This is a genomic window from Leifsonia sp. Leaf336 (assembly GCF_001423695.1).
Lineage (GTDB): Bacteria > Actinomycetota > Actinomycetes > Actinomycetales > Microbacteriaceae > Leifsonia.
The window spans coordinates 635,842-656,594 of record NZ_LMOZ01000001.1 but is presented as its reverse complement, the minus strand read 5'-3'; the positions used below and the strand labels follow the sequence as shown (position 1 = coordinate 656,594).

The window sequence follows — 20,753 nt, the reverse complement described above, 5'->3', positions numbered from 1 at the left end:
CCGCCGCCACCGTCATCGCCGCCGGGAGGGCGTGTTGCGGCGGCTCCCCGTCACCGCCCGTCGCGGACCGCGACGGCCAGGTCGGGATGATCGGCGAAGACCCCGTCGACCCCCGAGTGCAGCAGGATCGCGAACAGCCGCCTCCAGTCGCCCCACTCGTCCTCGCGCCCACCGCTGTGGAACTCGGGCGGGAGCATGCCGTTCTCCGGCCGCAGCGTCCAGCAGTACACCGAGAGGCCGGCGGAGTGCGCGAGGTCCACCAGATCGGAGGTCACCGCGCCGATGTCCACTCCCCCTTCGTCCTCGCCGAACAGACCGATGGACACCGAGCCCGAGTGCAGGATCTGTCCCACGTCGACGCTGATCCCGTCGACCCGATCGGCGGGCGACGCCGCGGACCCGAGTGCGTAGAGACCGCGGAGGGTCACGTCATCGGCGTAGCCGGGAGCGGCGGCGCCGAGCGCGGCCACTCGGTCGGCGGGCGCCCCCTCCGCCTCCACGAGGTACACGCGTCGCCCGCGGAAGCCGCGCTGGTGCAGCCGTCCGAGCACCGTCTTCTCGAAGCTCTCCGCGATGAGCCCCGGGTGATCGGTCCAGCCCGCGTCCGCGAGCGCCCCGACGAACAGCTCGTCGAGCGGCAGCCCGGCGGCCTCGAAGTACGTGGCGTGCTTGAGCTCGGCGACGAGGCCCAGTGCACGGCTCGCGCTGTCGGAGGCCGCGTCCACGGTCTCGAGCACGTCGGACAGCCGGAGGATCGGATAGCGGTCATCGAACGTGGCGCTGGCCTGGCGCAGGTGCGGAAGCCGCTCCCTCGCGCGCAGCACCGACAGCTCGCTCCAGGTGAAGTCCTCCGTGAACCACCCGGTCAGCGGGATGCCGTCGACCTCCTTGGTGGTGCGGCGGGCGGCGAACTCGGAATGGTCGGCGACGTTGGTGGTTCCCGAGATCTCGTTCTCGTGGCGCACGACCAGGACGCCGTCCTTGGTGGCGACCAGGTCGGGCTCGACCGCGTCGGCGCCGAGGGCGAATGCCAACTCGTAGGCCGCCCTGGTGTGCTCGGGGCGATAGCCGGGCGCGCCTCTGTGACCGATCACAGATGGAGTCGAACGGGCACGCATGTGGTGATCCTAGCCGGGAGGCCGAAACGATCCGATGCAGGTCGACACCGATTCACCTGTCCGCCGACACGAGGTGACACAATCGGGATGTGCCCCACCCCGACGGCCTCCCGACCCGTGAGCCGACGACCTCCGGCACTGCTCCGGAGGCGCAGCGACCGCGCCGTGCCTGGCATGAGCCGACGCGCGATCTCCGCCTGCACTGGGGCGGCTATCGCGCCCGGTGGATCGCAGGCCTGGCGATGATCGTGGTCGGCACCGCCTGCATCCTCGTCACCACCACGTACAGCCTTCCCTTCCTGCTCGTCGGGTCGCTCCTGCAGCCCGCCGGCTGGGCCGTGCTGCCTTCGACGATCGGTCGGCGCGTGGCGGTGGTGGTGCCCGTTCTGGGCTTCACCTGGCTGATGCTCGGAGGCTCGGGCTTCGCCTGGTGCTACGCGATCATGCTGGCGGCGTGGCTGCTGGTGCGCCTGCGTCCCCTTCCGACGTTCGCAGTGCTCGTGCTCCCGATCGCATCGAGCCTCGTGCTGTCGCAGCTCGTGACCACCTACGAGCAGGGCTGGATCACGATCCTTGTCAGCACCCTGGTGATCGTCGGGTCCGCATGGCTTGCCCGCGGAGGCGCGATCGCACTGGATTCATGGCAATCTGTCAGAACTCTCAGAAAACAACCCGATAGGTTTGACGAACCGAGACCGTAAGCGGTCCCCGACAAAGCGAGGAACCCATGGCACTCAACAACCCGGCGTTCTCGACGAACCCGGCGTTCCAGAACAACGGCCAGGCCGCGACGGCCGTCGCTCCGAGCGCCGAGAAGCTCGAGCAGCTGTATCAGGCGCCGTCGGCCACATCCGCCGACACCGACCGGATGACCGTCGAAGACACCATCAACAAGAGCGCGATCTCGTTCGCCCTCCTGGTCGCCGGCGCTGTCGTCGGCTGGCTGGTCCCGGCGCTGTACCTCCCGGCCGCGATCGTCGGTTTCGTGCTGGCGCTGGTCAACATCTTCAAGAAGAAGCCGTCACCCGCGCTCATCCTGAGCTACGCGGGTGTGCAGGGCATCTTCGTCGGCGGCATCTCGGCAGTCTTCGAGTCGATCTATCCCGGCATCGTCATCCAGGCGGTCATCGGAACCCTGGCCGTCGTCGGCGTGACCCTGGCTCTCTTCGCGTCGGGCAAGATCCGCGCTTCCGCCAAGGCGACCAAGATCTTCCTGATCGCGATGTTCGGCTACCTGGCGTACTCGCTGGTCAACGTCATCCTCGTGTGGACCGGCGTCACCAGCAGCCCGTTCGGTCTGAGCGGAGACGTCAAGCTCTTCGGCATCCCACTCGGTGTCGTGATCGGCGTCCTCGTCGTCATCATGGGTGCCTACTCGCTGGTCCTCGACTTCGACTTCATCCAGCGAGGCGTCAAGAACCGCGCACCGCGCATCTACGGCTGGTCCGGCGCCTTCGGCATCATGGTCACGGTCATCTGGCTGTACCTCGAGATCCTGCGACTGCTCGCGATCTCGCGCAATTAGCAATCAGCACGTAGCCGCGTCGCACGCAGAAGGGCCGGGATGCGGATGCATCCCGGCCCTTCTCACGTCTGCGGGAGACCTACTCCCACTCGATGGTGCCCGGCGGCTTCGACGTGACGTCGAGCACGACGCGGTTGACGCCGTCCACCTCGTTGGTGATGCGGTTGGAGATCGTGGCCAGCAGGTCGTAGGGCAGGCGCGTCCAGTCGGCCGTCATCGCGTCTTCGCTGGAGACCGGGCGTAGCACGATCGGGTGGCCGTAGGTGCGGCCGTCGCCCTGCACGCCCACCGAGCGCACGTCGGCCAGCAGCACCACGGGGCACTGCCAGATCTCGGCATCGAGGCCGGCGGCGGTCAGCTCCGCGCGCACGATCGCGTCGGCGTCACGCAGCAGGTCGAGACGCTCCTGCGTCACCTCGCCGACGATCCGGATGCCGAGGCCCGGGCCGGGGAACGGCTGGCGGCCGACGATGACCTCCGGGAGACCGAGCTCGCGACCGATCGCGCGTACCTCGTCTTTGAACAGGGTGCGCAGCGGCTCGACGAGCTCGAACTGGAGGTCCTCCGGGAGGCCGCCGACGTTGTGGTGGCTCTTGATGTTGGCCGTGCCGGTGCCGCCTCCCGACTCCACCACGTCGGGGTAGAGCGTGCCCTGCACCAGGAAACGGATGGGGTCGCCGTCGTTCGCGGCCTCGGCGATCAGATCGGCCTGGGCCTTCTCGAACACGCGGATGAACTCGCGACCGATGATCTTGCGCTTGGTCTCGGGGTCGGAGACGCCCGCGAGCGCAGACAGGAACTGCTCCTGCGCGTTCACCGTGACGAGCCGTACGCCGGTGGCGGCGACGTAGTCCTCCTCGACCTGGCGCGCCTCGTCCTTGCGGAGCAGCCCGTGGTCGACGAACACGCAGACGAGCTGGTCGCCGACCGCCTTGTGCACGAGCGCGGCCGCGACGGCCGAGTCGACACCGCCGGACAGGGCGCACAGCACCCGTCCGCTGCCCACCTGGGCACGGATGGCGGCCACCTGGTCGGCGATGACGTTGCCGCTGTTCCAGTCGGCGGGGATGCCCGCCGCGCGGTGCAGGAAGTTCTCGAGCACCGCCTGGCCGTACTGCGAGTGCTTGACCTCGGGGTGCCACTGCACGCCGTAGAGCTTGCGCTCCTCGTTGGCGAACGCGGCGACCGGGGTGTCCTCTGTGGTGGCGAGCACCTCGAAGCCCTCCGGGGCGCGCGAGACCGAGTCGCCGTGGCTCATCCACGCGGTCTGCTGCTCGGGCTGACCGTCGAGGAGGCTGCCCGAGCCACCGGCCGCGGCGTCCGAGACGCGCACAGCCGTCGATCCGTACTCGCGGCGCCCGGTCTTGGCGACCTCGCCGCCGAGGGCGGTCGCCATGACCTGGAAGCCGTAGCAGATGCCGAGGACCGGGACGCCGAGGTCGAAGATCGCCTCGTCGAGCTGCGGTGCCCCGTCTTCGTACACGCTCGACGGGCCTCCGGAGAGCACGATGCCCGCGGGGTGCTTGGCGGCGACCTCGGCCGCCGTGACCGTGTGCGGCACGATCTCGGAGTAGACGTTCGCCTCGCGCACGCGGCGCGCGATCAGCTGGGCGTACTGCGCGCCGAAGTCGACGACGAGGACGGGGCCGGCCGGTGCGGCCGCATCGGCCCCTCCGAGGATGTCCGAGAACGCTGCGTCGGTGCTAATTTGTGGCCTCCACGAGAGTCGCTGCCTCGGCCTCCCGGCCGGCCAGATAGGTCTTGACCTGCTTGGTGATCCTGGCCTCCACGAAGAACGAGAGGAACGGCACGACGCCACCGAGGGCGATCAGCACGAACTTCGTGAACGGCCAGCGCATCAGGCTCCACAGGCGGAAGTCGGAGAAGAGGTAGACGACGTAGAGCCAGCCATGGGCGATCAGGATGCCGGTGCTGAGATCGACGCCGGTCGGTGCGACCGCGGTCTTGACGGGCACGAGGGTGAGGGCGCCGTAGTTGCTGAACGCGAAGAGCTGGTACCCGAGACCGTACTTCACGACCATCTCCACGCAGAGCAGCAGGAGCATGATGCCGGTGACGTAGGCGAACACCTGGTAGAACTTCAGCGCCCCGCGGATCTTCGGGAAGTCTTCGAGCTTGGGAGCGAGGGGCATGGGGCTATTCTACTTTCCCGGCGCGGGCGCGGGCGCCGTCCACGGAGCCGTCGGCCACGCCGGCCGCTGCTGCGGCCTCCAGCTCACGCTCTTCGTCCTCGCGCTGCTTCGCGTCGCGCACGAGCCGGTACCAGAGGAAGATCGCGAAGCCGGCGAAGATGATCCACTCGGCGGCGTAGAAGATGTTGAGCCAGTTGAGCTCGGTCTGCTGGATCGGCGGGGGCGAGTCGATCTTCACCAGGCCCGCGGGAGGCGTCTGCTCGACGGCGTAGGCGTTGTAGACGTCCATGCCGTCGACGCCCGTCCAGAGGTTGTAGAGCTGGCCGACACCGAGGGACGTCATCGCCGTCGGGTTCTTCTTGTCGTCGGGCACCTGGGGCTGCTCGTCGGGGAGGAGGCGTCCTACCATGCGCTGCGGCGCCTCGGGCTGCGACGCGAGCTCGGCCATAGCGGCCTTCGCAGCCGCTTCGGTCGGCGCCCAGCCGCGGGCCACCGCGAGCGCGATCGTGCGGCCTCCCCCGGCGTCCACGTTCACGTGCGAGACGACCCACCATCCGGCCTTGCCATAGTTGAGCCGGTCGTACAGCAGCTGGTCGTCGCCGGAGATCGGGGTGCCGGTGAATTCCACCAACTGGCCGACCGCCTTGCTGGTGAGCGGGCCGCCCGGCTTCGCGACCTGCGTGAGCGGCAGCACCGTCTCTGTCGGAGCCTCCACCGCCTTGCCCGACTCGATCGCGCGCTCCAGCTGCCATTGGCCGAGCGCCGCGAACCCGGCGGCGAGCGCAAGCGCGAAGATCAGCGCTCCGATCCAGCGCGGCCGCAGCATCATCTGGAGCATCGTGGTGCCGCCCGCCTGCGCCGGGGTGCCGGCGTTCGGGCTGCCAGGGGTGGTGTCGATGGGTCAGTCCCGCTTTCGGTCGACAGTCGTGTCCTGCTGCTGCATGGCCTGCTCGACGATCCGGTCCACAGCGTCGCGCGTGTCGGCCGCGCTCCTGTCGTCGCGGCGCGCGTCGGAGTCGAGGTCGGCGGTCACCGCCTCGACGAGTGCGATCCCCTCGTCGAGAACGGGATCGCGCTTCTTCCGCCGGTCGCGCCGTTTGGACGATCCGGACCGGAGAATCATCCCACCGATCTTCTCGGAGTTCGCTGCGAGGATCGGGCCGAGCACGGCCATGATGAGCACGTAGAGTCCCGCGAACGGCACGATGCGGGCGTCGAGCCCCGCACTGATCGACAGGGTCGCGAGGATGAGCGCGAACTCGCCTCGGTTCTGGAGGATGACCGTGGTGTTGATCCCGGCCTGGGGGCCGAAGCCGTTGATCCACGCGACGAACTGCCCGGCGAGGATGTTGAGCACGATGGTCATGGCGACCGCGATGAGCACGGGACCCAGCACGGACGGGAACTTCGCCGGGTCGAGCTCGAGGCCGAAGTTGAGGAAGAAGAACGCCGCGAACACGTCGCGCAACGGGAGGGCGATGTGCTCGATCTTGTTGCGGTACTTCGTGGCGCCCAGCACCAGCCCGATGAGGAACGCGCCGATCGCGTCCGTGACGCCGAGCACCTCGCCGATCCCGGCGAACAGTACTGCCAGGCCGAAGAAGAGGATGGTGAAGAGCTCGTCGTCCTTCGTGCGGAACAGCCGCGAGACGTACCTCCCCCCGAACCGCGCGAGGGTGAACATCACCACGAGGAACAGGAACGCCACCGCGAGCTTGCCGACGACCGGCCAGAGTTCGGTCTCGCCGCTCAGCACCACAGAGACGATGGCGAGGTAGATGGCGATGAAGATGTCCTCCACCACGGTGACGCCCAGGATCATCGGCGTCTCGGTGTTGGGCAGGCGGCGCAGCTCGATGAGCAGCTTGGTCACGATCGCGGAGGACGACGTCGCCGTCATACCCGCGATGATCAGGGCCTCCCGTGTGCCCCAGCCGACCCAGAAGCCGAACGCGAGCCCGACGCCCATGTTGATGAGGATGTACGAGCCGCCGGAAATGATCAGTTTGCCGAAGTTGCCGAAGAACTCGTCCTGGTCGAACTCCAGGCCGAGGTTGAACAGCAGCAGGATGAGCCCGAAGATCGCGATGAGCTCGATGTAGTTGCTCTCGAAGCTCAGCGGGAACCAGCCGGTGTGCGGGCTGGCCAGCAGGCCGACGAGCATGTAGATGGGGATCGCGGGGAGACCCACCAGCTTGCCGAGGCGACCCAGCACGTACGCGACGAGCAGGAGGATGCCGAGAATGATGAGGTCTTCTCCGAGATGCATGGATCAGCCTCCCGGCGGCGCGTCGGCAGTGGCGCGCACGGCGGTCTCGCCCGTGCGGAAGAAGGCGAAGGCCTTGGCGACCTTCTCGGGGGTGCCTGCGACGACGAGGGTGTCGCCGGGGAAGACCTTGAAGTCCTGCGCGGGCGCCGGATTGGCGGAGTCTCCGCGCACCACCGCGACGACCGTGAGGCCTACGAAGCCGCGGTCGGCGGGGGCGCCGAGCTGCTGGCCGGCGATGTAGTCCTCGTAGTCGACGGTGAACCAGTCGATGCTCAGACCCGGCATCTGGTCGAGCGCCGTGAGCGACTCGGTGATCTGGGTGCCGCCGAGGAGCTCGGCCAGCGTGTGCGCCTCGTCCTCATTCAGGCGCAGCGAGACTTTCGTCACGTCGGCGCCGTCTTCGTGATCCGAGAAGGTGACCAGGTCGCTGTGCCCGGAGCGGTGGGCGATGACGCCGACCTTGCCCCCATCGTCTGTGACGAAGGTATGCAGCACCCCGACCCCGGGCAGTTTGACCCGTCGAACGTCAACCATTTATCCGTCTCCATCCGTCGCGGGCACTAGGTCCCAGTCTATCGGAGGGAGATTTCCGACTCGTCTCGATGCTCGGCCTGCGGCCGCCGGGGCCTCACTCGTCCGTCGGCGGCTGCGCCCCCTCGGGCAGCGGCTTCTCGGCGGCCTTGGCGCGCGGCGCCCGCTTCGTGCGGGTGACCTCGGCGGCCTTCGCCGCCGCCGCGTCGACGTCGACGATGTCGGGGGCCTCCAGCCGCACCCGGTCGGCCGAGGCGTCATCGGGCTGCAGCTGGCTCTCGCGCTCGGCGGCCACCCGCTTCAGGTAGGTCTGCACCTCGCGTTCTTCGCGAGCAGTGTCCCACCCGAGCACGCCGGCCATCAGCGAGGCGGCCACCGGGGCCGCGGAGACGCCGCGGTCCCACGCCTCGATCGAGATGCGCGTGCGGCGGGCGAGCACATCCTCCAAGTGGAGGGCGCCCTCGTGGCTCGCCGCGTACACGACCTCTGCACCGATGTAGTCATCGGCTCCCGGCAGCGGCGACGCCAGCGACGGGTCGTCGCGCACGAGAGCCAGGATGTCCTCCGTCATCGTGCCGTAGCGGTTCAGCAGGTGCTCGACGCGCGCGGGGTGGAGGCCGGACTCGGCCGCGATCCGGCCGCGACGGTTCCAGGCCGCTTGATAGCCCTCCGCCCCGACCAGCGGGATCTCCATCGTCGTGCTCGCCGGGATCTTGCCGTCCAGCGCGTCGACGGCCGCGTCGATGGCGTCCTTCGCCATGACGCGGTACGTCGTCCACTTGCCGCCGGCGATGACGACGAGCCCGGGCACCGAGTGTGCGACGAGGTGCTCGCGCGACAGCTTGGAGGTCTCCTCCGACTCGCCGGCGAGCAGGGGCCGGAGACCCGCGTACACTCCCTCCACGTCCTCCCGGGTGAGCGGCACGTTGAGCACCTGGTTGACGTGGGCGAGCAAGTAGTCGATGTCGGCCGCCGTCGCCGCCGGGTGCGCCTTGTCGAGGTGCCAATCAGTGTCGGTCGTGCCGATGAGCCAGTGGCGGCCCCACGGGATGACGAAGAGCACGCTCTTCTCGGTGCGCAGGATCAGGCCCATCTTCGACTGGAACCGGTCGCGCGGCACGACGAGGTGGATGCCCTTGGACGCACGCACCTTGAACTGGCCGCGCTCCCCGACCATCGCCTGGGTGTCGTCGGTCCACACGCCGGTCGCGTTGACGACCTGCTTGGCGCGGATCTCGAAGCGCTCCCCGGTCTCCAGGTCGTGCGCCTGCACGCCCACCACGCGCTCGCCGACCTTGAGGAAGCCCTCCACCCGGACCCGCGGCGCGACGTGCGCGCCGTAGTGAGCGGCCGTGCGGGCGAGCGTCGCGGTGTACCGGGCGTCGTCGACCTGCGCGTCGTAGTAGGTGATGCCGCCCACCAGAGCGTCGGGCGCCATGCTCGGGATCGCCCTCAGCACCTGCCGCCTGCTGAGGTGGCGGTGGTGCGGAACCCCCGGCGGCCGGCCGCCGCTGTACGAGAAGATGTCGTAGAGCATCATGCCGGCGCCGATGTAGAACCGTTCGAACACGCGCTTGTGCAGCGGGTAGAGGAAGCGCACGGGCTTGACCAGATGCGGCGCGATGCGTTGCAGCAGCAGGCCGCGCTCGATGAGCGCCTCCCGCACCAGACCGAAGTCGAGCTGCTCGAGGTAGCGGATGCCGCCGTGCACGAGCTTGGAGGAGCGGCTGGAGGTCCCGGACGCGAAGTCGCGGGCCTCCACGAGTCCGACGTTGAGGCCGCGCGTCACAGCGTCGACGGCCGCGCCGGTGCCGACGATGCCGGCGCCGACGACGAGGATGTCGAGTTCGGTTTCTTTGAGGGCCTGGATCGCAGCGGCGCGCTCGGCCGGGCCGAGCCGTGAAGGATAGGCCACCGCTGTGGCGCCTGTCTTGGCAGACTGCGCGGTGGGGCCGGACGGGGATGTGGTCGCCATCGTTCTCTCCTCCCCCGGCCGCCGTCGGCCGAGACCTTAGTGCGTCTGGTATGGCGCGACGACGACTTCGACGCGCTGGAACTCCTTCAAGTCCGAGTATCCCGTCGTTGCCATGCTCCTGCGCAAGGCCCCCACGAGATTCGCAGTTCCCTCGGCCACGGGTGCGGGGCCGTACAGGATCTCTTCGAGCGGAGCCACCTGGCCGACCTCGACGCGGTTGCCGCGGGGCAGCTGCTGGTGGTGCGCCTCGGCGCCCCAGTGCCAGCCGCCTCCGGGAGCGTCCGTCGCGCGGGCGAGCGTGGTGCCCAGCATGACCGCGTCGGCGCCGCAGGCGATCGCCTTGACGATGTCGCCGGAGCTGCCGAGACCGCCGTCGGCGATGACGTGCACGTAACGGCCACCCGACTCGTCCATGTAGTCGCGGCGCGCGCCGGCGACGTCGGCCACGGCCGTCGCCATCGGGGCGTGGATGCCGAGGGTGGACCGCGTGGTGGAGGCCGCGCCTCCCCCGAAGCCGACGAGCACACCGGCCGCACCGGTGCGCATCAGGTGCAGCGCGGCGGTGTAGGTGGCGGCGCCTCCGACGATCACCGGGACGTCGAGCTCGTAGATGAACTTCTTGAGGTTGAGGGGCTCGACGCTCTTGGAGACGTGCTCGGCCGAGACCGTCGTGCCGCGGATGACGAACAGGTCGACACCGGCCTCCACGACCGTCTGGTACAGCTCCTGGGTACGCTGCGGCGAGAGCGCTCCGGCGACGGTGACGCCGCCCTCCCGGATCTCGGCGAGCCGGCGCGTGACCAGCTCCGGCTTGATCGGCTCGGCGTAGATCTCTTGCATGCGACGCGTCGCCTTCTCGGCCGGCAGCTCACGGATCTCGGCGAGCAGCGGCTCCGGGTCTTCGTAGCGCGTCCAGACGCCCTCGAGGTCGAGCACGCCGAGGCCTCCGAGCTGGCCCATCATGATCGCCGTCGTCGGTGAGACGACGGAGTCCATCGGGGCGGCGAGGAACGGGACGTCGAACTGGTACGCGTCGATCGTCCAGGAGACCGAGACGTCCTCGGGGTCGCGGGTGCGACGGCTGGGCACCACCGCGACATCGTCGAAGGCGTACACACGGCGGGCGCGCTTGGCGCGTCCGATCTCAATCTCCATACTCACAGGTTCAGTCTATGGCGCGGCACTGGCAGAGTAGGCAGGGTGACCGTCGAAGCAGAGCCCCTCGCCCGTCTCCGCCAGCGCACGAGCGAGAAGTGGCGGGCGTATCCCGACGATGTGCTCCCGTTGTTCGTGGCCGAGATGGACTACCCGCTGGCCCCGCCGATCGCGGCGGCGCTGCACGCGGCGATCGAGCGCAGCGACACCGGTTATGTCGGCCCCGATCGCGGCCTGGAGACGGCGTTCGCCGCGTACGCGCGCGACGCCTGGGGCTGGGAGGTCGACGAGGCCGGAGTGCGCACCTCCACCGACATCGGCGTCGTCGTGGTGGAGGCGCTGCGCCGCCTGATCGCGCCGGGCGACCGGGTCGTCATCACGCCGCCCGTCTACCCTCCGTTCTTCTCGTACATCCCGGAGGCCGGCGGCGTGGTCGAGGAAGTGCCGCTGCTGAGCGACGCGGACGGGGCGGACTGGTCCCTCGACCTGGCGGGCATCGAGGCGGCCTTCGCGTCCGGCGCCCGCGCCCTGCTGCTCTGCAACCCGCACAACCCGCTGGGGCTGGTGCACCCTCCCGAGCAGCTCGCGGCGCTCGCCTCCCTCGCCGCACGCTACGGCGCCCACGTCGTGAGCGACGAAGTGCACGCCTCGCTCACCCACCGCGACGCACGCTTCACGCCGTTCCTGTCGGTCTCCGATGACGCCCGCGGCGTCGGCGTCGCCGCGCACGCCGCGAGCAAGGCCTGGAACCTCGCCGGGCTCAAGTGCGCGTTCTTCGTGGCGACGGGCGCCGAGATGATCGAGCGCGTGCGCGCGCTGCCGATCGAGGTCGAGGAGCGCACCAGCCTGTTCGGCCGCATCGCGACCGAGACGGCCTACCGCGAGGGAGGCCCGTGGCTGGAGGGCGCGCTCGACGCGATCGAGGCGAACAGGGCTCTGCTCGCACGCCTGCTCGCCGAGCACCTTCCCGAGGCGGCGTACCGCGAACCGCGCGCGAGCTACCTGGCGTGGGTGGACCTCCGGGCCTTCGGCTGGGGCGACGATCCGGCAGCGCACATCCTCGAGAACGCGCGCGTCGCCTTCGCGAACGGCCCGGCCTTCGGCCGCGAGGGCCGCGGCTTCGCGCGCGTCAACCTCGCGTGCTCACCGGAGGTGCTCACGGAGGCGATCGAGCGCGTCGCGGCGCTGCGCTGACCGCTCCGCGCTCACGGCCGAGGGGCGCTCACCGAGCCCGCACCACCCTCGCCTCGTCCCACACCGGCTCGTCGGACTCGTACACGACGCCGTCGGCGCCGAAGACGAGATAGCGGTCGAAGCCGCGGGCGAACCAGCGGTCGTGGGTGACGGCGACGACCGTGCCTTCGTAGCCGGCCAGGCCGTCCTCGAGCGCTTCCGCCGAGACCAGGTCGAGGTTATCGGTCGGCTCGTCGAGCAGCAGCAGCGTCGCGCCCGACAACTCGAGGAGGAGGATCTGGAGGCGTGCCTGCTGACCGCCCGACAGCGACTCGAACGTCTGCTCCGCCGACGCCGCCAGACCATAGCGGTCGAGCACACGGCTCGCGGCCTCCCGAGGCATGCCGGTCCGCCGGTCGTCACCGCGGTGCAGGATGTCGAGCAGCGTCCTCCCCATCAGCTCGGGATGCTCGTGCGCTTGCGCGAACAGACCGGGCGCCACCCGCGCGCCCAGCTTGGCGACGCCCGTGTGGGGCACCGGCGCACCGGCGACCTCCTTCGACGCCAGGTGCCCGGCCGCCGGGTCCGGGTCGGTTCCTCCCGCAGCCAGGAGGCGCAAGAAGTGCGACTTGCCCGAGCCGTTGGAGCCGAGCACGGCGATGCGCTCCCCGAACCACACCTCCAGGTCGAACGGCCGCATCAGGCCGGTCAGCTCCAGGTCGTCGCACTCGATCACGCGGCGACCGGTGCGCGCACCGGTGAGACGCATGCGCACGTTCTGCTCGCGAGGCCGCTCCTGCGGCGGGCCCGCCTCCTCGAACTTCGCGAGGCGCGTCTGCGCCGCCTGGTACGCGGACGCCAGGTCGCTGTTGTACTTGGCCTTCTCTTTGAAGCGCAGCACGAGCGCCTTCAGCTTGGCCTGCTCCTCGTCCCAGCGCCGTCGGAGCTCCTCCAGCCGGGCCATCCGCTCCTCGCGCGCCTCGTGGTAGCCTCCGAACCCTCCGCCGTGCGTCCACGTGGTGTTGCCGGCCCCTCCGAGCTCGAGCGTGACGATGCGGTCGGCGGCGTGGGCCAGCAGCTCCCGGTCGTGGGAGACCAGAAGCACCGTCTTCGGCGTGGCGCGCAACTGCTCCTCGAGCCAGCGCTTGGCCGGCACGTCGAGGTAGTTGTCCGGCTCGTCGAGGAGGAGCACCTGCTCCGGCCCGCGCAGGAGCGCCTCCAGCACGAGCCGCTTCTGCTCGCCCCCGGACAACGAGCGCACACTGCGGTACTGGGCCCGCTCGAACGGGACGCCCAGCGCCGACATCGTGCAGTGGTCCCAGACGACCTCCTGGTCGTACCCGCCCGCGTCGGCGTAGTCGGTGAGCGCGGTGGCGTAGCGCATCTGCGTCGCCGTCTCATCGCGCTCGATGAGGGCCTCCTCGGACGCGGCGAGCGCCTCCGCAGCGCGCCGGACCGCCGCCGGCGCCACCAGGACGAGGAGGTCGCGGACGGTGCGATCGTCGCGCACATGCCCGACGAACTGGTCCATGACTCCGAGGCCGCCGTCGATGACGACGCCCCCGCTGTCGGGACGGAGGTCGCCGCGGATGATCCGCAGCAGTGTCGACTTGCCTGCGCCGTTGGCACCGATCAGCGCGGACACGCTGCCCTCCCCGACCCGGAAGGAGACGTCGTCGAGCAGCGGTCGGCCGTCGGCGAGCGCGTACGAGACGCCCGATACGTCGATGTGGCCCATGGTCGGCTTTCCTGTCTTTCCGCGAACAAAGCCTTCCAGGATAGCGCGGTGGAGCTAAGAGCAGCGCGGAGCGATGCCGCGACCCGAGCGCCGAGGGAGCCTGCGACCGAGGTCAACCGCCGCCCGCGGGAACGCGAGCGGCGGTTTCGGAGGGATTCAGACGTCAGCGACGGTAGTTCGGCGCCTCCACGACCATCTGGATGTCATGCGGGTGGGACTCCTTGAGCCCGGCCGCGGTGATGCGGACGAACCGGCCGCGCTCCTTGAGCTCGGGGATCGTGCGGGCACCGACGTAGAACATCGACTGGCGGAGGCCGCCGACCAGCTGGTACGAGACGGCCGAGAGCGGTCCGCGGTACGGGACCTGGCCCTCGATGCCCTCGGCGATCAGCTGCTCATCGCTCGGCACGTCCGCCTGGAAGTAGCGGTCGCGCGAGTACGAGGTCTTCTTGCCGCGGGTCTGGAGGGCGCCCAGGGAGCCCATGCCGCGGTAGTTCTTGAACTGCTTGCCGTTGACGAAGACGAGGTCGCCGGGCGACTCGGCCGTGCCGGCCAGCAGTGAACCCAGCATGACGCTGTCCGCTCCGGCGACGAGTGCCTTGGCGATGTCGCCCGAATACTGGAGGCCGCCGTCCGCGATGAGCGGGACGTTCGCGGCGCGGGCTGCGAGCGACGCCTCGTACACGGCGGTCACCTGCGGCACGCCGACGCCGGCGACGACGCGGGTGGTGCAGATGGAGCCGGGGCCGACGCCCACCTTGATGGCATCGGCGCCCGCGTCGATGAGCGCCTGAGCGCCCGCGCGGGTTGCGACGTTGCCGCCGATCACGTCGACGTGCGACGCGCGCGGCTCGCGCTTGAGGCGGCCGATGATGTCGAGCACGCCGGCCGAGTCTCCGTTGGCGGTGTCGACGACGATGACATCCACGCCCGCGTCGACCAGGGTCATCGCGCGGTCCCAGGCGTCGCCGAAGAAGCCGATCGCGGCGCCGACGCGCAGGCGGCCCTCGTCGTCCTTGGTGGCGTCGGGGTACTTCTCGCTCTTGTCGAAGTCCTTGACGGTGATGAGACCGCGCAGGCGGCCGTCAGCGTCGACGAGCGGGAGCTTCTCGATCTTGTGCTCGGCGAAGATCGCGACGGCGGCGTCCGGGTCGATGCCGACCGGGGCGGTGATCAGCGGCATGCGCGTCATCACGTCGCGGACCAGGGTCGTCGAGCGCTCGAACGGCGAGACGAACCGCATGTCGCGGTTGGTGATGATGCCGACGAGCTTGCCGTCGCCCTCCACCACGGGGAGGCCGGAGACGCGGAACTGCCCGCACAGGGCGTCGACCTCTTCGACGGTCGCGTCCGGAGTGGTGGTCACCGGGTTGGTGATCATGCCCGACTCGGATCGCTTGACCTTGTCGACGTTGGTCGCCTGATCTTCGATGGACAGGTTGCGGTGGATGATGCCGATGCCGCCGTGACGGGCCATGGCCACGGCCATGCGCGACTCGGTCACGGTGTCCATGGCACTCGAGAGCAGCGGTGTCGCCATGGAGATCCGCTTGGTCAGGCGAGTCGAGGTGTCCGCCTCGCTCGGGATGACGTCGGTGTGCCCGGGGAGGAGCATGACGTCGTCGTAGGTCAAACCGATGAATCCGAACGGATCCGCCTGGTCCATTTCACCCCTATCAAGGTCGCGCGAGTGTGGATGTCCAATGGTAACGGCAGAACCTGGAGGTCTATTCCGCGGGGTGGGAGGCTGTGGAGCTCCTCAGGACGCTCGGGCGTCAGAGCACCCGTGAGAGGAAGTCCCTGGTCCGCGCGCTGGCGGCGCCCTCGACCGTGAGCCGATCCGACGAGCCCGTCTCGACGATCCGCCCGTTCTCCATGAACACGAAGCGGTCGCAGACTTCGCGGGCGAAGCCGATCTCGTGCGTCACGATCACCAGGGTCATACCGGTCGTCGCCAATCCTTTGATCACGTCGAGGACTTCACTCACCAGCTCCGGGTCGAGAGCGCTCGTCGGCTCGTCGAAGAGCATGAGCTTCGGGTGCATGGCGAGAGCCCGCGCAATGGCGACGCGCTGCTGCTGACCGCCGGAGAGCTGCGCGGGATAGGCGTCCGCCTTGTGGTCGAGGCCGACCTGGCGCAAGAGTTCGTGCGCCTCGGCGATCGCCTCGGCCTTCGGCCGCTTCAGCACCCCCACGGGCGCCTCGATCACGTTCTGCAACACCGTGAGGTGGGCGAACAGGTTGAAGCTCTGGAAGACCATGCCGATCTCCTGCCGCTGCCGGGCCTCCGCGCGCCCGGACAGCTCGCGCATGACGCCCTTGTGCGGCCGCCATCCGAGTTCCTCCCCGTCGAGGACGATACGGCCCCGGTCGATGCGCTCCAGCATGTTCATGCAGCGCAACAGCGTGCTCTTGCCCGCTCCAGACGGCCCCAGGAGCACGACGGTCTCGCCGCGCTCGACGCCGAGGCTGACGTCGTCGATGACGGTGACGTCGTCGTAGCGCTTGGTGACGTCGGTCACCTGCAGGAAAGGGCTCATGCTCGGGTTTCCTTCGCGGTCGTGCCGGCGGCGGCGCCGGGCCCGGCGAGGTCGTCCTCCGGGGTTGCGGAGTCGGGGAGGTCCGGCGCCACGTCGATCGTCCGGCGCCCCACTCGAGATGGCGACGAGCGCAGGGCACGCTCGATGAAGAACTGCCCGATCGAGAGGATGGAGACGATGATCATGTACCAGAGCGTCGCCACGATCAGCAGCGGGACGATCCGGAAGTTGGACGAGTAGATCTGCTGCACCGAGTACATCAGATCGGGCACGGCGATGAAGGCGACGAGAGAGGTCGACTTCAGGAGGTTGATCGTGTCGTTCGCGATCGGCGGCAGCGCGACCCGGAACGCCTGGGGAAACACGATCTTCATCATCGTCCGGGTGCGGGTCATGCCCAGGGCCACTGCGGCCTCCCGCTGGCCCTCTGGCACGGATTGGATGGAGGCGCGCAGCACCTCGGACGTGTAGGCCGCCTGCTGCAGCGAGAACGTCACGATGGCGGCGACCATCGGATTGATCAGCTCCTGGGTGCTGATCGAGAGGAGCACCGGCCCATACGGGATCCCGATGTCGATCGTCGGCCAGAGCAGCGACAGGTTGAACGTGAGGACCAGCAGCACCAGCAGCGGCACCGACCGGAAGAACCAGACGTACAGCCAGGCGAGCCCGCGCAGCACCGGGTTGTCCGAGAGCCGCATCGTCGCGAGCAGCGCGCCGAGGATGACGGCCACGACGATGGAGACCGCGGTGATGATGAGGGTGCGCCCGAGGCCGGCGAGCACGTCGTAATTGAAGAAATACTGCCCGATCGTCGACCAGTCCAGGGCGTGGTTGAACGCCAGGCCCTGGAGCCAGCCGAGCAGGAGGAGCACGAGCAGGGCGGCGACCACCCAGCGCGCGATGTGGCGGTTGGGGATGTGCGGCGCGAGGGCCGCCGATCCCTGTTCGTGTTCGGGCATGAGGGTGCTGCTACTTTCCGACGTTCGGGTCCGGGTTGACTTCCGCCTTCTCGATGGCGTCGCCCTCGACCCCGTACTTCTTGAGGATCTTGGTGTACTCGCCGTTGGCGATGAGCTCGTTGATGGAGTCGGCGAGCGCCTGCGCCATCCCGTTGCCCTTCTTGGTGGCGATGCCGATGAGGACGAACTGGTACTTCGGGCCGCCGATGCTGAACTGGCCAGAGGTCTGCTTCGAAATGTACCCGAGGTTGGTCAGCGTCGCCGTCGTCGCGTCGACCTGCTTGCTGGTGACGGCGAGCGTCGCGGCACCCTGGTCGGCGAACGTCTGCACGCTGAGCGTCTTCTTCCCCGCGGCGGTGCATTTCGCCGACTGGTCCTGCAGGACCGGGATGGCGCTGTCGGCGGCGACGACCGAGATCTTCAGTCCGCAGAGGTCGTCCATGCTGGAGCCGAGCTTCGCGTCCTTGAGCCCCATGAACTGGTAGTGGTCTTCGAGGAAGGGGACCTGGTCGAAGGCTTTCTCGCGCTCGGCGGTCACGTCGGCGCCGAACGCGCCGAAGTAGCTGCCGCTGTTGACGCCGAGGAGTGCGTTCTCGAAGGAGTCCTGTTTGAGCGTCACCTTCGTGCCCCACGGGCCGCCGACCGCGGTGGCGAGGTCGGTGCTGATTCCGACGATCTTGCCGCCGTCGAGGTAGGCGTACGGCGGATAGCCGGTGACGGCGGGCGCCACGAGGTTCTTTCCCGCGAAGGAGTCGGGCAGTTTCACCGTCGCCGACGACGAGCTCGCGGTGGGGGAAGCGGCAGAGGAGCCGCCGGTGCCGCTGCAGCCGGTGAGCAGCGCCGCCGCCGCAGCCGCGATGCCGATGCCTGCGGCGATGGGTCCGCGGCGGATAGTGCGTGTGATCGTCATTCGATTCTCCCGATGGTGAGTCGCTTCAGTCCGATGGTGCGGGTCTCCTGGCACGCCGCGGCGAACTCGTCGAGTCCGCTGGTGATCGACGCCCAGATGGTGCAGGGGGTCCAGCCGAGCGGGCCGAAGATCCGGCCGCCCTTGCCGTAGAAGATGCCGACCTCCCACAGCTCGAAGTCCAACCCGGCCATGAGCTCCTTGGGCTGGAAGAACCAGACCAGGTCGCCCGCTGCGGGGATGACCTGCTGGTTCTCCGCCGGAAGCGCGGTCGGGTCGAACGTCTGCGCGCTCTGCGGCAGGCCGAACATGATCTCGGGTCCGGCGTACATCGCGTGCATCACGTCGTCGCTCACCGGGGACTCGAGAGCGCTCCAGATCGCCTCTGCGGTCTTCGGTGCGGCGTCGAGCAGGAGCGTCGCCTCGGCGCGCGGACCTCCCTCGAACTCGAGGAAGATGCGCTTGGGGGTCGTGCTCACACGAACTCCTTTCTGATGGGGGTGGGGGTGGCCACGGTGAGCCGGCGATAGCCGTCGGCAGCCGCGATGAAGGGGGCGAGGAGACGCGTCGCATGGGCGCGCCCCTCGACGCCCGGCATCTTCTCCGGGTGCCATTGCACGGCGCGGAGGAAGCGCGTCGGATCGGTTCCCGTCACCGCCTCGACGGTCCCGTCCTCGGCGCGGGCGGCGACGGCCAGCCCGGACCCGAGTCGATCGATCGCCTGGTGGTGGATGGAGTTCACGATCCTGTCGTCGGGGAGCGAGTCCGCGACCCAGCCGGACGCGTCCACGATGCGGTGCCGGCTGAGTCGCTCCTCCCCGCTCCCGACTGCGGGGTGGTCCTCGGTGCCGGGGAGGTCTTCGATAAGTGTGCCTCCCCGGTGGACGTTGAGGATCTGGAGCCCGCGGCAGATGCCGAAGACCGGCATGCCGAGGCGCTGGGCCTCCGCGAGCAGAGCGTGCTCGGTGGCATCGCGTGCGCCGTCGGCAACGTCCTGGCCGCCCGAGAGCAGCAATCCGTCCAGCCGGCGGATGAGGGCGGGGACGTCGGGCTCGACCGCGTCCGGAACCAGGAGCGGAACGCCGCCTGCGGCCTGGACCGCGTCTGCGTACTCGCCGCCCAGCGTGTAGAGGTCGGTGCGTTCTCCGAGCCCGGTCGGCAGCGGACGGCGCCAGACCGTGACGCCGATGATCGGCCCGGTCATGCGCCCAGCTCGATCCAGGTGCTCTTCACGTCGGTGTACTTGTCCACCGCGTGTGCGCCCTTGTCGCGTCCGTACCCGCTGTCGCCGACCCCGCCGAACGGCATCGACATGTCGCCCTCTTCGTAGCAGTTGACCCAGACAGTGCCGGCGCGCAGGCGACGGGAGACGCGGTGCGCGGTCGAGAGGTCTGTGGTCCACAGCGCCGCTCCGAGACCGAAAGGCGTGCCGTTGGCGACCGCGACCGCCTCGTCGACGCTGTCGACGGAGATCACCGAGAGCACGGGGCCGAACACCTCCACCTGAGCGATCTCCATGTCGGGGCGCACGCCGGTGAGGACGACCGGCGCGATGTAGCTGCCCTTCCCCGTGCCGATGTCGTACCGCGTTGTCGACCCGGCTGCGAGGGTCGCCCCGTCTGCGAGGGCCCGCTCGACGTAGCCCAGGATGCGCTCCAGCTGGCGCTCACCGACGACGGCGCCGCTGGCCGCGTCCCCGCTCAGCGGATCGGAGGGCACCATCGCAGTGGCCTGCGCGACCGCCGCCTCGACCGCTCGGTCGTGCGCGTCGCGCATCACGACCATACGCGAGGAGGCGCTGCACATCTGGCCCTGGTTGTAGAAGGCGCCCCACGCGCTGGTACGCCCTGCCGACTCGAGATCGGCGTCGCTCAGGACGACCGACGCCGACTTGCCTCCGAGTTCCGGCCACACCCGCTTGCCGTTCGACTCCGCCGAGTAGCCGAGGAAGCGCCTACCGACCCCGACAGAGCCGGTGAAGGTCAGAATGTCGACATCGGGGTGTCGACCGAGAGCCTCACCGACCGTGTCGCCGCGTCCCGGCACAACGTTGAGCACGCCGGCCGGGAGACCGGCCTCGAGACCGAGCTCGCCGAGGCGGAGGGCGGAAACGGACGTCTGCTCTGCCGGCTTGAGGACGACGCTGTTTCCGGCGGCGAGCGCCGGTCCGAGCTTCCACGCCGTCATCGTGAGGGGGAAGTTCCACGGGACGACGGCGCCGACGACGCCGGCCGGCTCTCGGGTGACGAGCGCGAGCGCGCCGGGTGTGCCCTGCGGAGCCTCATCGGGGAGCTTGTCGGCGAGCTGACCGTACCACCGGAGGCACTGCGCGACCGCTCGGAGTTCGACGGAGAGGGCGTCTTGCACGGGCTTCCCCATCTCGAGGGAGATGCGGAGCGCCAGCTCACGGGCGTTGGCCTCGACGAGGTCGCCGAAGCGGATCAGTGAACGACCCCGCTCGATCGCCGCCGCCCGCGACCACTCGCCGCGCTCGAAGGCGGCGCGCGCCGAACGGACCGCGGCCTCGACGTCGGCGGCGGTGCCGTCGGCGACCGTCGCGAGCAGGGCGCCGTCGCGCGGGCTGATGAGGTCGAACCGGCCGGCGGCGCTGGACGGGCGGCGCACGCCGTCCACGAGGGGATCTGTGCTCCAGCTGAGACGCTCCGCCTCGTGCTGCCAGGTGAGTGCCATGGCCGTCCTCTCTTCA

Annotated in this window: 19 protein-coding genes; 3 read left to right on the top strand and 16 right to left on the bottom strand. The window is 69.5% G+C overall.

The annotated features are described in order from the left end of the window. Nucleotides 1-50: 50 nt before the first annotated feature. Entirely contained in the window at nt 51-1,118 is a 1,068-nt protein-coding gene (locus ASF88_RS03185; RefSeq protein ID WP_055914112.1) for a glycerophosphodiester phosphodiesterase family protein, read from the bottom strand. An 89-nt stretch (nt 1,119-1,207) separates the two neighbouring features. Between ASF88_RS03185 and ASF88_RS03180 the strand changes: the two genes are divergently transcribed. Beyond that, on the top strand, nt 1,208-1,819 hold the full coding sequence (locus ASF88_RS03180; RefSeq protein WP_235493256.1) for a hypothetical protein: 612 nt from the start codon (nt 1,208-1,210) through the stop codon (nt 1,817-1,819). Nucleotides 1,820-1,845: 26 nt separating this feature from the next. Continuing rightward, nucleotides 1,846-2,643 (top strand): Bax inhibitor-1/YccA family protein, encoded by a 798-nt coding sequence (locus ASF88_RS03175; protein WP_055914109.1) that lies wholly within the window; start codon nt 1,846-1,848, stop codon nt 2,641-2,643. Between the two features lie 79 nt (nt 2,644-2,722). Here the strand turns inward: ASF88_RS03175 and guaA are convergent, their stop codons facing one another. The 7 genes from guaA to ASF88_RS03140 form a co-directional block, all read right to left on the bottom strand. Further along, nucleotides 2,723-4,324, bottom strand: a complete 1,602-nt coding sequence (gene guaA, locus ASF88_RS03170) for a glutamine-hydrolyzing GMP synthase (RefSeq protein WP_055916606.1) — start codon at nt 4,322-4,324, stop codon at nt 2,723-2,725. 22 nt (nt 4,325-4,346) lie between these two features. After that, on the bottom strand, nt 4,347-4,796 hold the full coding sequence (locus ASF88_RS03165) for a DUF3817 domain-containing protein (protein ID WP_055914105.1): 450 nt from the start codon (nt 4,794-4,796) through the stop codon (nt 4,347-4,349). Between the two features lie 4 nt (nt 4,797-4,800). Next, nucleotides 4,801-5,625 (bottom strand): SURF1 family cytochrome oxidase biogenesis protein, encoded by an 825-nt coding sequence (locus ASF88_RS03160; RefSeq protein ID WP_082518721.1) that lies wholly within the window; start codon nt 5,623-5,625, stop codon nt 4,801-4,803. A 72-nt stretch (nt 5,626-5,697) separates the two neighbouring features. Next, nucleotides 5,698-7,065 carry a cation:proton antiporter gene (locus tag ASF88_RS03155; protein WP_055914102.1) on the bottom strand — a complete coding sequence of 456 codons (1,368 nt, stop codon included), beginning with the start codon at nt 7,063-7,065 and terminating at the stop codon, nt 5,698-5,700. A gap of 3 nt (nt 7,066-7,068) precedes the next feature. Then, nucleotides 7,069-7,599 (bottom strand): cation:proton antiporter regulatory subunit, encoded by a 531-nt coding sequence (locus ASF88_RS03150; RefSeq protein ID WP_055914099.1) that lies wholly within the window; start codon nt 7,597-7,599, stop codon nt 7,069-7,071. A gap of 94 nt (nt 7,600-7,693) precedes the next feature. Then, nucleotides 7,694-9,571, bottom strand: a complete 1,878-nt coding sequence (locus ASF88_RS03145; RefSeq protein WP_055914096.1) for a glycerol-3-phosphate dehydrogenase/oxidase — start codon at nt 9,569-9,571, stop codon at nt 7,694-7,696. Nucleotides 9,572-9,607: 36 nt separating this feature from the next. After that, on the bottom strand, nt 9,608-10,726 hold the full coding sequence (locus ASF88_RS03140) for a GuaB3 family IMP dehydrogenase-related protein (protein WP_055914093.1): 1,119 nt from the start codon (nt 10,724-10,726) through the stop codon (nt 9,608-9,610). A 45-nt stretch (nt 10,727-10,771) separates the two neighbouring features. Between ASF88_RS03140 and ASF88_RS03135 the strand changes: the two genes are divergently transcribed. Further along, the gene (locus tag ASF88_RS03135) at nt 10,772-11,920 is read left to right on the top strand and encodes a MalY/PatB family protein (protein ID WP_055914090.1); all 1,149 of its coding nucleotides are present in this window, start codon (nt 10,772-10,774) and stop codon (nt 11,918-11,920) included. Between the two features lie 28 nt (nt 11,921-11,948). On the opposite strand, the gene ASF88_RS03130 is transcribed toward ASF88_RS03135, so the two are convergent. From ASF88_RS03130 to ASF88_RS03095, 8 genes are all read right to left on the bottom strand, one after another. Next, nucleotides 11,949-13,637 carry an ABC-F family ATP-binding cassette domain-containing protein gene (locus ASF88_RS03130; RefSeq protein ID WP_055914087.1) on the bottom strand — a complete coding sequence of 563 codons (1,689 nt, stop codon included), beginning with the start codon at nt 13,635-13,637 and terminating at the stop codon, nt 11,949-11,951. A 163-nt stretch (nt 13,638-13,800) separates the two neighbouring features. Next, complete coding sequence (gene guaB, locus ASF88_RS03125) at nt 13,801-15,303, bottom strand: IMP dehydrogenase (RefSeq protein ID WP_055914084.1); 1,503 nt, start codon at nt 15,301-15,303, stop codon at nt 13,801-13,803. 109 nt (nt 15,304-15,412) lie between these two features. Continuing rightward, a complete protein-coding gene (locus ASF88_RS03120) occupies nt 15,413-16,177 on the bottom strand; it encodes an amino acid ABC transporter ATP-binding protein (protein ID WP_055914081.1) in 765 nt (254 codons plus the stop codon). Then, a complete protein-coding gene (locus tag ASF88_RS03115) occupies nt 16,174-17,139 on the bottom strand; it encodes an amino acid ABC transporter permease (RefSeq protein ID WP_055914078.1) in 966 nt (321 codons plus the stop codon). Before ASF88_RS03115 ends, ASF88_RS03120 begins: the two co-directional genes overlap by 4 nt. A gap of 10 nt (nt 17,140-17,149) precedes the next feature. Beyond that, nucleotides 17,150-18,049 (bottom strand): transporter substrate-binding domain-containing protein, encoded by a 900-nt coding sequence (locus ASF88_RS03110; RefSeq protein WP_055914074.1) that lies wholly within the window; start codon nt 18,047-18,049, stop codon nt 17,150-17,152. Then, a complete protein-coding gene (locus tag ASF88_RS03105) occupies nt 18,046-18,525 on the bottom strand; it encodes a DUF3830 family protein (protein WP_055914071.1) in 480 nt (159 codons plus the stop codon). Before ASF88_RS03105 ends, ASF88_RS03110 begins: the two co-directional genes overlap by 4 nt. Continuing rightward, nucleotides 18,522-19,250 (bottom strand): gamma-glutamyl-gamma-aminobutyrate hydrolase family protein, encoded by a 729-nt coding sequence (locus ASF88_RS03100; protein WP_055914068.1) that lies wholly within the window; start codon nt 19,248-19,250, stop codon nt 18,522-18,524. The genes ASF88_RS03105 and ASF88_RS03100 overlap by 4 nt, the downstream gene beginning before the upstream one ends. Then, a complete protein-coding gene (locus ASF88_RS03095; RefSeq protein WP_055914065.1) occupies nt 19,247-20,737 on the bottom strand; it encodes an aldehyde dehydrogenase family protein in 1,491 nt (496 codons plus the stop codon). The genes ASF88_RS03100 and ASF88_RS03095 overlap by 4 nt, the downstream gene beginning before the upstream one ends. Nucleotides 20,738-20,753 lie beyond the last annotated feature (16 nt).